We start from the raw sequence: 12,596 nt of genomic DNA, 5'->3' as shown, positions 1-12,596 counted from the left end.
GTACATGAGACGTTCACATGATAATCACTCTGATAGGTATGCCTGGTGCAGGCAAGAGTTCGGCAGGACAGAAGCTTGCATCTCTTCTGGATTATGAGTTTATCGATACAGATAAACTTGTGATAGGTGGATCAGGTACAGGTCTGCAGAACATTGTCAATGATCTGGGTGATATGGCTCTTATAAGGGCAGAAGAGCAAAGTATACTTGGACTTGATCTGAAGGACAATTGCATCATTGCAACAGGTGGAAGTGTCGTTTATTCTGAAAAAGCAATGCAATTTCTAAAGTCAAGGTCAGTTGTCGTGTATCTGGATGTTCCCTTTGGTACCATTGTAATGAGGCTGTCCAATCTTGCTACAAGGGGCGTAGTAGGTCTGAAAGAAAAAGGATTGAGTGGTTTGTATGGTGAAAGGACTGTCCTTTACAGGTCATTTGCAGATCACGTTATTGAAGTTGGCAGAAAAGATAAATTAGTGGACGTTGCAAAAAAGATAATGGCAAAAGTCTTGCCAGAAAATGATGCAGATAATGATACAAATATCAGATGAAAGCCAGATGAATATCACTCATCCCGTGTGTTCCACCACATTTTCACCCTTGTGGAACGTGCATCATAAATGTAATTGCCATTCTCCTTTCTGAGATTCTCTTCCAGATATTGTTCGAGTATTTCACGCTGTTTTTCTGTTGTTAGTGAGAAGTGATTTGCCAAATCATCTATTGCTTCATCCATGTCTGCGTATATTTCAGTGCGTCCAAGTGTGAAGGTTTCCATATTGGGGTAGATTCCCATTTGGTACAGTAAGTTATAGATAATATCGCATTTAGGTGTGCAGTGATATTCCTTTCCGTGCAGTTGGGGCCATATTTCTTTTGAATGCATGTCCCATGATGTATCACCGGCAAACCAGTATAGGTAGATATATCCTGAAGCTGCTGCCTGCATATCCTCAATTGCTTTGCGGATGTCGGGCATACTAAGGGAGAATGATGCAAGAATTATATCATAAGGTTCATCGAGGTCATTTTCAACATCAATGTCTTCCCATCTCTTTTTGACAATGGATATATTATCACGTCCATAATCGGATATGTTCTCTTCCATGACTTCTATCATACCTTTTGAAGGCTCAATAGCTGTTACGTGTTTCACATTTTCTGAAATGGGAATTGCGAGTGTTCCTGGTCCCGCTCCGATATCGAGTACTCTGGATTGCGGGGTGATATGGAGGCTTTTGAGAGTTTCTCTGGCTCGCTTCTGGTTATCTTTCTGTGACATTTCCCAGAACCTTTTAGCACTCTCTTTATCTTCCCATATTGAAGCTTTCTTTTTGTTCCCGCTTTCAAGATGTCTTTCCATTTGCTCTATCCAGACATCGCTCCAATCTATACTATTATAGTCCATGATGATTCTCTTTTATTTTTTGTTAATTTATTTGTAACTATTCAGCCTGATAAAAACACTATCAATAGCAATCTTGACAAAAAGTTGAGACCTACATTTTATTAGGATCATTAATTTTGATTGTTGCCATTGATTGCTTTTTTGATTCTTAGGTTGTTAGTGAGCAAACATCTCCGTTTTGATTAAATCAGTATCAATAGGCTAATTGTGGTAGGCTGAATAGTTACCATTTATTTTTTCTTAAACTGGTATTACCACTGACACATTCTGGTAGTTTTGTATAGTTACAGGTACTCCGTACACCTCTTTGATAATTTCCGGTGTAATGTCTCCCATACTACCTGCTGCAAAGATGCTGCCATTTTTCAGGAACAGGAATTTATCAGAATATCTGAAGGCAAGGTTAAGGTCGTGCATCGTCATGATTGCAGACACATTTTCTTTCTTTACAACGTCTCTTACTGTGTCAAGTATCTCAAGCTGGTTCTTAAGGTCAAGGCTACTTGTGGGTTCGTCCAGCAAAAGCAGTTTAGGATTCTGTGCGATTGCACGTGCGATGCCAACTTTCTGAAGTTCTCCTCCGCTGAGTTCATCTATGTACCTCAGAGCCATGTCGTCAAGATGTAGTTTCTTAATAGTATCTTCTACGATCATTACATCTTCCGGGCTAATGTTCCATTTCATATGTGGCATCCTTCCAAGAAGTATCGCATCAAAAGCAGTCAGTCTGGCAGGTTCGCATCTCTGTGGGACATATCCAAGTCTTCTTGCAATCTCTATCTGTTCCAGCTTGAGGATATCCTCGTCTTCTATAAGGACAGTTCCTCTCTTTGGTTTAAGAATCGCATTCATGCATTTCAGCAGTGTGGTTTTTCCGACACCATTAGGTCCGAGTATTGATAATATCTCATTCCTTTTAAGCTGGAATTTGATATCCTTCAGTACTTCCTTACTTTTATATTGGAATTCCACTCCGTCTACATCAAGTATCATATTCTTCTCCCTCCAAGTATCAGGTAAATAAATGTGGGTGCACCTAAAAATGATGTAAGAACCGCAACTGGTAACTGATATGGTTCAATCATTACCCTTGCTACGGTATCGGCACAAAGCAGAAGTAGTGCCCCTATGAGCAGACTTCCTGTTATCAGGAAACGATGATCATCACCGATAATCCGGCGTGCCATATGTGGGCATATCAATCCGACAAAACCGATAACACCAAGGAATGCAACAATTATGGCCGTTACCAGGGAGGCGCACATCATCCCTTTGATCCTTACTTTTTCTACATTCACGCCCAGTCCTTTTGCAGTTTCATCACCGGCATCGATGGCATTGTATTTCCATCGATTCAAGGTAAAGTAGAGTATCGACCCTGCCACAATGACAGTTATCAGTCCCAGTTCTTCCCAGCTTGCCCTTGAAACATCTCCAAAGGTCCAGAAGACCATGGATGCAAGCTGTACGTCATCGGCGAAATATTGCAGGAACATTGTCCCTGCTGAGAAAAGGGAACCCATAGCCACACCCACAAGGATCATTATTTCAGGTGTGTTCCCTCTGATCCTTGAGAATGCCAGAATGACGACTGTTACCAGGAGTGCAAACACAAAAGCCACAGCAGTAGTAGTATATGGATTGCTAATACTCACTGCATCACCAACATGGCTGTGTGTGGAACCTGTTCCAAGAACCATCACTGATAAAGCTGCGCCAAAGGCTGCAGCATTTGATATTCCCAGGGTGAAAGGAGAACCAAGTGGGTTTCTGAGTATTGACTGCATTACCACCCCGGCTACAGACAGGCCAGCTCCTGCAACGATGGCTGTGAGTACCTGTGGCAGACGTATGTTCCATATGATACTAGTCCATCTATCGTTGTGTCCTGTGAGTGTCTGTATAACTTCCAGTAGTGGGATATCTACGGGTCCTACTGAGATGGAGATTATCATCATTACAAACAGAAGCACGACTGCTGACAGGATGTATGTAGTTTTCCTGCCGGTGTGCTCTCTGTAACGACGGGCTATTTCACCTTCTGTTCCAGTCATTCCTTTCACCGTTTTCTCTTAGCTTTACGGTTACTCAGACATCCAGTTCTGTGAATGCAGGAGTTCCAAAGGCGTTGATCATTTGAGCACACACTTCCTTTCCGAGTTCCTCATCTCCATCACACACCAGGAATGTGTAGATATCTGTTGTTTTTTCTTCAAGGTCAACGTCCTCAAACTTGTCAGGATAGAGTAACTTTCCTGCGAAGTATGAATCCGCAAGCACTGAACCAAAGTTCTGTGTGTACCAGTTATAAGGTAGCATTCCGTACACGTTACCTGATTGCACTGCCTGAAGTTGTTGGTAAGACTTATCATTCTGCAACTGGCAAAGGGCACTGTTCTCATCTTCTGATTGCAGTGTGGACAGATCAACAAATATAATCTCCGGGTCCCACTCAATAATTTTCTCCCTGGCAACTTCTGCAGTGCTGAGGTCCATGTCGTCATATGCAACATTCAGTGCGTTGGTGAAAAGAAATGGTGGATATGTTGGTTCGGTGGACTGAAGACCATGTGGTCCTGCGCGTGCAATACCGCCTATATAGCATGTAGTTTTCTCATCTTCAGGCACACTTGCAGTGCGTTCATTGAGGTCTGCCATGGTCTCGTCAAAGAATGAGATAACTTCTTCAGCACGCTCTTCTTTATCCATTACCTCGCCTATTATCCTCAGACTCTGGTACATACTTTCCCTGTTGTTTACCATGTCTCCATAGTTGAGTACAATCACAGGAATGCCTGTTTTTTCCTGAAGTTCTGCCGGGTCATAGCCTGAGGTTGAATATGTCTTGAGTATAACATCAGGTTGTGGGTCAAGTGCAAGTATCTTTTCCGGATTGTCATTTCCCCTGAATTCTCCAAAAATAGTGTAATTCGTACTGAAATGTGGATTTGCGAGGGCGTAAGGTCTTGCATCGTATAGTGAATCTCTTGCTTCGATACTGTCCACTGCGATTATTTTATCCTCTTCTTCAAGATATGTTAGAAGCCTGAGGGCTCCTGATCCTGAACATATTACATGCTCAGGTGATTCGGGGACTTCTACTGTCCTGCCAAGCGCATCTGTAACAGTGAATGTTGTTGTTTGTTCCTGTGTCTGGAGGCTCTGGGACATTGATGTACTGTCCATGCAACCTGAAATCAACGTTGAAACGACTATTAGCATTAGTAAAAATGCTATGGTCTCTATTCTAATTTCTTTCATTTATTTGTCTCCATTTTCGTAATAATATGTGGGTATTGCGTATTTAGTATTAAAATATTACTATTTAGTAACATAAACTGTTATGGTTATTATTTTATGTCATAAGTTAGCTAAGCTAATCTATCGGGTATCACGAAAGTGCAAGAAAATCATAAAAAATGTGAATTTGTATAAGTAAACAACGTGTCTGGTTGGATTGGTATTATTCCCTTTTCATAGTTTCAGCATGGGAAGTTGCGTGATTTTCTTGTCAGGAGATATAATAATGAAAAAAATGACATGGATAATGATTGTATTTGCTGCAATTTTGGTTTTGGTCACAATGCCTGTAAATGCATTAGATGTAACTTACAAGATCAGAAGTACTGTATATGACAACACCGATTCGTACACACCAGCTGGTGATTTCTATTGGGATGCCAACAGTTTTTCAGGATTCTGGTACCAAATAAAACCAGGTCTTTCAAGTGAGATCATTTACATTCATAATAGTGTAAATTCTTCATCAACTATTCAACTTAGGGATGAGATTGACGAAGGTGATCTCTATTATGTAAGCAAACCTCAGGCAAAGAAGACCAAAATTGGTGGTTCTGATGATGGGGCCACTTATATTGTTGATGAGGTTGACCTGAAAAAATACTATCTTATGGGCTTGTTTGGTTCCCAGTATGTTGCAATGCCTGAAGATTCATCTGACCTTTCAGCAGGTTGCAAGCCGGATGAAATAGCAAAGATACTGCTGCAATTTAGCAGTGATGATAAAAAACAGATGTTCTCTAAAGAAGAATGGGACCTTACAGATGGCTGGTCACTTGTGGTGCAACAGGTAGATGTTGAAGGTAACAAGGTATGGATACAGCTGAACAGGAATGGCGAAGAAGTAGACAGTGCTGTGGTGTCAGGTGATATGAACCTGACCAAACCTGAAAGGACGTATCTATACAAAGATAGTGATGACAACCCTATGTTCTACTGTTATGTCGATTCAATTTTTAAGGGAACAAGCGATGACTTTGTGGTTTTCAAATATGCTTTCCTTGTAGGTGATATTACTACTATTGAAAGTGGGGATACTTATGGCGTATTTGATGTACAGGGATTTGAGATTCCTGCTGTCATGAATGGTACTGATTATGTAGGAAGCGGTAGTGGGACTGTTCTTTACACAGGGGATGATGCACTTGTAATGTCAAGCAATGATGGTATCACTCTTGGTCCTAATGAGGTGATCGACCTTTATGGTGGTATATACCTTAAAACAGAGGACACAAGCGGGTCATGCCTGAAAATGACTCTTTGGAAGACATGTACTATTACAGTTGCAGATACAGTTACAGAGGAAGGGGATGTAAGTGTAGGGAACGACAATGATATCGTTGTTGTGGATATGGCTGAAGAGGAAACTGAAACTGAAAATGTGGGCAGTGTTAAAGACTACACTGATTTTTCGATGAGTGCTGAAGATACTGGTGGTGATGTGGTGCAAAGTTCTGTAGCAGCTCCGGGATTTGAGCTTCTTCTTTGTCTTCTGGGACTTTTAGGAGCATTGGGGATTAGGAAATACGAAAATACGAAATAGTAAATGTAAAAAAAGAAATCAATAGAGAAATGTTTGGAATTATTCCAGCCATTTCAACTATTTTTATATTTTTAGTTGTCTGTTACCATCCTCTGTTATAATCCTCAAAGCAAGGGATGCAGACTATTTCTCCATTCTGGACTCTTGCACGGGATTCTGCCATCATCTCTCCACACTTCGCACATTTGATTGAGTTGAATATCCTTGCTTTTACGGGAATCTTAGCATCAACAAATTTGATGTCAAACATTTCTTCAACGGGGGTGTTCCTCATGGTTATGGACACTCCGTCCCTGCACTTACTGTATTCTTTTATTTCTTCTTCTGTGGCTGTACCGCCCATAACTTTTGGACGCAGTTTGTTCATTTCAGGGTCAATGGCTTCGATGTTGAAACTTGCTTTCAGGGCAACCCTGACTGCTTTGTTGCTGTCTCTGCATATGAATGTGAAGACTTGCTTGGCGTGGTCTTTGTAAATGAGATTGCCTTTCCCGATCGTACATCCTGTGAGGACCTGCACTGCATCTACTCCACATGCATCGTTCTCTACGATGGTAACGAGCTCCTCATCTATGTCTCTCTCAGTCTCCAGCTTTTCGATTCCTGCTTTGGCAGCAATGTAGCCAATAGTAAGTCCGGGGCAGACATGTCCGTGAAATTTTGCGGCTTCTTCAAAAGTGGGTATTTGACGAGATGTGGTTTGGGTTGAAGGTTTGGATGGCATATTTATCACGGAAGGTAAAGTAGAGTAATATGTTTAATATCTTTCGTGTTATTAATTATTCTCCAATTTGTTTTTTGCAACTGTGATTCAAGTATATGGTGGCAAGATTTTGTGCTCTTAACTGGATAAATTATATCTGTTGTTATTATTTTTTGGTCACAGCAGGTAAATAATTAAAATTATATATATATATCCGACTTTTGTCCAGCAATAGATAATAGACGGAATGATTTTTTCAAGGCATCTTGAATTAATATCTACTTTAGAATGCTGGTATTTAGGTTCCGTAGAAATCCTCAATATTCAGACAAAAATAAAATCCTCAATAATTCAAAATATATTGCACAACATTGAAGATACTTGGTGAATTTGTTCGAAAGATGTCGATTTAAATATGATTTTTACAGAACCGGTACTTGCAAAATATAAGTGCAGTATATCTCTTATTTTCAGAGCTTACTAAATATACTATGTTTTAAATACAATGATTGTCTATTTACCCGGAGTGTGACAATGTTGCACAAATACTGAGGGATTGAAACCTAAAAGAGAGAGACTTATGAATTTTGACAAAATTAATATTAAAACCAGATTACTCTTATACATAGTTCTAAGTGTGACCATACTGATGGCCACAAGTACCTATATAACAGTTGACAAGGTGACAGAGCAGCAAATCAACGCGGCTTATTCAGAAGCCGAAAGTGTTGCTAAAAGTTATTCGTTCCAATATGACAGCGACATGCGGTCAAACCAGTTGCTTGCGCAAACCCTTGCACACACTATGGAAAACTATGACTCAAACAACAGAAATGAAGTAAATACCATTCTCAAAAGTTTGCTGGAAGAAAACCAGGGGATATTGGGGACCTATGTTGCATACGAGAACAATGCCTTCGATGGAATGGATGCAGAGTTTGCAAATACACAGGGACATGACACCACAGGACGATTTATACCCTACTGGTCCAGAAGTGGTAGTTCTGTTGCTCTTGCACCGCTTGCGGGATATGAGACCGATGACTATTATCAGTTACCAAAATCTCAGAAACAGGATGTTATTCTTGAACCTTTCCTATACGATGGAGAGATGATGGTCAGCTATGTTTCCCCGGTTATCAAAAATGGAGATTTCATAGGAATTTCAGGCGTAGATGTTTCACTGGACTATATTGATGAAGAAGTATCACAAGTCAAATTCTTAGATACCGGCTACGCTTTCATAGTGAGTAATTCTGGCCTGCTCATCTCAAGTCCTACAGAAAAAGAATGGATTGGCACCATGTCCCTTACTGATTTCAATGATCCTGTTATGGATCAGATGACAATTGACATCAAAAATGGGAAAGGAGGCAGAATAGGTATCATTGATCCTATAACCGGCAAGGAAGTAAGTATGACTTACGAACCTATGGAAACCGCAGATTTTGCATTCGTCCTTGTCACTCCATATGATGAAATGATTGCAAATGCAGTAGCCCTTAGGGACCAATTGATAATTATTTCTTTAGTTGCAATCATTGCAATGGCTGGAATTGCTTTCCTCATAGCACGATCTGTTACTAAACCAATTGAAGGTATCGTTAAAGACTTTGATGATCTTGCAAAAGATACTCTTGCAGGTAAGCTTGACAGAAGAGCAGATACCAACGTAGCTATTGACTTTGAAGCAATACCCAGAGGTTTTAATCAGGTATTAGAGGCTGTTGTAGTTCCTTTGAACGAAGCTGCAAGGGTTATTAACTCCTATGCAGAAGGAGATTTGAGCACCAGAGGAACAATAGATGCAAAAGGTGACTTCAAACTATTAGGTGATACACTGGATGGTTTTGGCGATACACTACAGAGCATCATCAATGATTCATGCGAAGTCCTTGCTTCCATTTCATCCAATGATCTGACAAAGAAAGTCAGTGTTCATGGAGTTGGAGATTTCGTACAACTCACTGAAGGTGTGGAGAATTGCAGGTTATCACTGAATGAGGTCGTCACTCTTGTGACAGAGAATGCTGAAAATATCGCTTCCACTGCTCAGGAAATGTCTGCAGCCAGCGAGGAATTGACAGCTACTGCAGAACAAATATCCGGCACTATATCTGAGATATCAAAAGGTACACAGGCGCAGTCCGGAAAAGCTGTAGAGGTCTCAAGAGCAATGGATGATATGAGTCTCACTGTTCAGGAAGTAGCTACTAACTCAGGGAATGCAGCACAAAATGCTATCGAAGCCAACACCCTCATACAGGGTCTTGGCGAAATGTCCCAGGACCTCAAATTAATGATGGAAAGTATAAAATCTGCAGTTGGAGAGTCTTCAGATGTCATCAATGAACTCGATGAGAAATCTAAACAGATCGGTGAGATCGTCAATCTTATCACAAGTATTGCCGATCAGACCAACCTGCTTGCCCTTAATGCAGCGATTGAGGCTGCAAGAGCAGGGGAGCATGGTCGTGGATTTGCCGTAGTGGCTGATGAAGTGAGAAAACTGGCAGAAGATTCCGGCAATGCAGCCAAGCAGATAGCACAACTGATCGATCAGATGCAGGCCGGAACCCAGGATGCGGTTTCCTCTATGGGGAAAGGTTTAGATGAGGTCGATACAGGAGCAGTTTCTCTTGAGAAGTCGGTTCTTGCGATAGGAAAGGTTGTTGAAGGCGGAGATACTATAGCCAAGATGGTGCAGGAAATTGCCGCGGCTGCAGAAGAGCAGTCCGCTTCAATTGAAGAGGTCACATCTTCTGTTGAAGAAGTATCTGCTATCTCTGAGCAATCTGCAGCAGAGGCGCAGGAAGCTTCTGCTTCTGTAGAAGAACAGACCGCTTCTATGCAAGAGCTCTCAAACTCTGCCCAGGAACTTGCGGGTGTGGCAGCCAATATGCAGCTGGTAGTGTCTAAATTCCGCCTGGACACTGCAGGTGCAGATGTACTCATGGAGTCAGGTAGTGAGGGTAGTGGCAAAAGGGAAAACCCGGTGTCTTCAAAGATGAAGTCAGAACCTTCCGAGCTTTTAAAGAATGCATTAGTTTGATGCGGTGAAACTCTCTCATTGCAGGATCAATTGTTAAATATGGCAGCTCTTCTACAGAGCTGCCTCAATTGATTACATGGCATCTTTGTAGTATTCAGGAAGCTTAAGGTTGGTTTACTAACAAGATACTTCAAAAGAATGTATAAAATAGTATCATACTATTGAACTTTGTAGTATTGTTCCATTTTTTTTTTTTTTTTTTTGGAGCAGGGACTCAGTTGGTGTTTTCACTTTAAACTCGGTATATATATATAGAAATCAATATATACAAGTTACATTCATAAAATAGTTGTGAAATAATGATCGATATTCTACGTATTCAACATGATGTGGTCTTAAGTTCCACAAACAGCCTTCATGAAAACTTAAACGTGCTTCTTGATGATATGCTTGAATTTGATGCAGTTGATTCAGGAGCAATCCATTTTATTTATGAACATACTGGTTATCTTGAGTTTGTTGCATCTAAGGGTTTTTCACCAGAATTCAATAAATATCTGAATGAAATAAAAAAACCAACTCCTATTATGAAGTCAGTGATGTCTGGCAAACCCTCTGTTACCAAAGGCCCGGATATAAAATCTTCAGGCGTATGCGAGAGTTGTTCTTCTGAGAATCTGTGTGTAATATTGTTTTATCCGATAAAGCGAAATGATGAAGTTATAGCTGTAATGAGTATTTGTTCTCATTCCATTAGCGAAATTCCTGAACATGTCATGATTGTACTTGAGACGATCATTGCACACGTGGAAAGTATAATTGTACGCAATAAGGTTGAAGCTAAATTAAATAGTCTACTTATGTTTGGAAAATTGCTTTCTGAGATATCCACTAATTTTATAGGTATGGAACCTGAAAAAATAGATGAATCCATTAATGAAACCCTGGGAAAAATAGGTGAAATGACAAGGGTAGAAAAAGTCGGGATTTTCATGTTCTCTGGTGATTACATGTCTGTTAATGGAATTCATGAGTGGTGTGCGGAAGGCATTGAATCTGACATTAAATATTTCGATAATTTATCTATAAGTGCACATTCCTGGTGGATAAAAAATGTGTTCAAGGAAGAACCATTTTTTATAAATAATATTGAAGACCTGCCTCCGGAAGCCATTCTTGAAAAAACAGTGTTAAGAGAAACGAATACAGTTTCCTTATTAGTTGTGCCAATGGCGTACCGTGGGAAAATCATGGGTAATTTGTGTTTAGCATATTCAAGTATCAAAAAATGGCCGGAAGGGTACCTGAAAATTCTCAAGTTGATGGGTGAGGTATTTGCAAATACACTTGAACATAAACGTAAAGAATCTAAAATTAAGGAAAGTGAGTGTAAATACAGGCGGATATTTGAAGAGATGCATGATATTTACTTTGAAACGAAGATTGATGGGACTATAATAACCCTTAGTCCATCCATAACCTCGCATCTAGGATTTGAACCTGAGGAATTGATCGGTAATTCAATAGGTGCATTATATAGTACTCCCCAAGAACGGCAGAATGTGCTTGATGCGCTGAAAGTTTCAGGACATTTGACTAACTACGATATTCAGCTTAAAAATAAAAATGGAAACTTGATACATTTATCTGCAAATACTCATCTGGTTTACGGAGCTGATGGTAAACCAGAAAAAATGGCAGGTGTTGTACGTGATTTTACAGAGGTCAAGAACATAGAAAAGATGCTTATAAAAGCAAAACTGCTGCTTGAGAATGCATCGAACACAAAAAGCGAATTTCTATCAATAGTGAACCATGAATTGCGTACTCCCTTGACTCATGTTATGGGATATTCCGAAGTTCTTTTAGAGGGGTATTATGGTACTCTTAATACAAATCAGGCAAAATGTGCTGAAACAATACTGGATGCAGGTTCTAAATTATTAGAATTACTAACCTCTCTGAATTATGTTGCTGAAATAGAAGGGGGTAAAATGGAACTTGATATTACCGAGTTCTCATTATTATCTCTCATCTCAGAAATTCAAAAGATCACAGGTTCAATGGCTGCAAAAAAGAACATATACCTCAAATTCAAGGTTGACTTTAATATTGATAATGTAAATGCTGACCGATCCAAGCTTAAGATTATATTACTCAACCTAATAAGCAATGCTATAAAATTCACTCAAAATGGTGGGGCAGTAACTGTAGATGCTATGCAGCATACAAACCAAAGTCTCCATATTAGCGTCAAAGATACGGGAATTGGGATATCGGAAGAGGATCAGGTACTGCTTTTTAAACCTTTTGTGCAGCTGGAACCGGTTCTGAATCGTAAAAACGGAGGTGCAGGCCTTGGGCTTGCGCTTGTAAAAGAATTTGTTGAGGTCCAGGGAGGCAATATCCGGTTGGAGAGTGAAATTGGTAAAGGGAGTACATTTGAGTTTACTATTCCAATGCAATGTTCTGCATGAGCTTTTAGCTTTATAAAATCAAATACTGGATTTTGATTGTTCCTCCAATATTTTGTTATACCAGATTATTTTTGAAATCGATGGTCTTTGTTTCAATGACCATATACAGTAGTGTTTTTCCTGCTTGCCAATGAACAACATTGGAGACATTATCAAAATGACGCACAGATTCG

General features: G+C 40.0%; 9 protein-coding genes. 4 read left to right on the top strand and 5 right to left on the bottom strand.

Annotated features, from left to right (window positions below; all coding sequences use genetic code 11):
* Positions 1-17: 17 nt before the first annotated feature.
* Positions 18-551, top strand: a complete 534-nt coding sequence (locus WN948_RS05070) for a shikimate kinase (RefSeq protein ID WP_342305920.1) — start codon at positions 18-20, stop codon at positions 549-551.
* A 14-nt stretch (positions 552-565) separates the two neighbouring features.
* On the opposite strand, the gene WN948_RS05065 is transcribed toward WN948_RS05070, so the two are convergent.
* The 4 genes from WN948_RS05065 to WN948_RS05050 form a co-directional block, all read right to left on the bottom strand.
* Positions 566-1,408 (bottom strand): class I SAM-dependent methyltransferase, encoded by an 843-nt coding sequence (locus tag WN948_RS05065; protein WP_342305919.1) that lies wholly within the window; start codon positions 1,406-1,408, stop codon positions 566-568.
* Between the two features lie 240 nt (positions 1,409-1,648).
* The gene (locus tag WN948_RS05060) at positions 1,649-2,401 is read right to left on the bottom strand and encodes an ABC transporter ATP-binding protein (RefSeq protein ID WP_342305918.1); all 753 of its coding nucleotides are present in this window, start codon (positions 2,399-2,401) and stop codon (positions 1,649-1,651) included.
* The gene (locus WN948_RS05055) at positions 2,398-3,462 is read right to left on the bottom strand and encodes an iron ABC transporter permease (RefSeq protein WP_342305917.1); all 1,065 of its coding nucleotides are present in this window, start codon (positions 3,460-3,462) and stop codon (positions 2,398-2,400) included. The genes WN948_RS05060 and WN948_RS05055 overlap by 4 nt, the downstream gene beginning before the upstream one ends.
* Positions 3,463-3,496: 34 nt before the next feature.
* Positions 3,497-4,669 (bottom strand): iron ABC transporter substrate-binding protein, encoded by a 1,173-nt coding sequence (locus tag WN948_RS05050; protein ID WP_342305916.1) that lies wholly within the window; start codon positions 4,667-4,669, stop codon positions 3,497-3,499.
* Between the two features lie 265 nt (positions 4,670-4,934).
* On the opposite strand from WN948_RS05050, the gene WN948_RS05045 reads away from it, so the two are divergent.
* On the top strand, positions 4,935-6,251 hold the full coding sequence (locus WN948_RS05045) for an S-layer protein domain-containing protein (RefSeq protein ID WP_342305915.1): 1,317 nt from the start codon (positions 4,935-4,937) through the stop codon (positions 6,249-6,251).
* Positions 6,252-6,333: 82 nt separating this feature from the next.
* On the opposite strand, the gene WN948_RS05040 is transcribed toward WN948_RS05045, so the two are convergent.
* Positions 6,334-6,975, bottom strand: a complete 642-nt coding sequence (locus WN948_RS05040) for an FmdE family protein (protein ID WP_342305914.1) — start codon at positions 6,973-6,975, stop codon at positions 6,334-6,336.
* Positions 6,976-7,534: 559 nt separating this feature from the next.
* Here WN948_RS05040 and WN948_RS05035 point away from each other — a divergent pair.
* Together WN948_RS05035 and WN948_RS05030 are read left to right on the top strand one after the other, a co-directional pair.
* Positions 7,535-10,006 (top strand): methyl-accepting chemotaxis protein, encoded by a 2,472-nt coding sequence (locus WN948_RS05035; protein ID WP_342305913.1) that lies wholly within the window; start codon positions 7,535-7,537, stop codon positions 10,004-10,006.
* A 299-nt stretch (positions 10,007-10,305) separates the two neighbouring features.
* A complete protein-coding gene (locus tag WN948_RS05030) occupies positions 10,306-12,423 on the top strand; it encodes an ATP-binding protein (protein ID WP_342305912.1) in 2,118 nt (705 codons plus the stop codon).
* The last annotated feature ends 173 nt before the right edge of the window (positions 12,424-12,596 follow it).

Source organism: Methanolobus sp. ZRKC5, from assembly GCF_038446525.1.
Lineage (GTDB): Archaea > Halobacteriota > Methanosarcinia > Methanosarcinales > Methanosarcinaceae > Methanolobus.
Note: the sequence above shows the minus strand (reverse complement) of the source record. Positions and strands in the feature narration are given on the sequence as shown.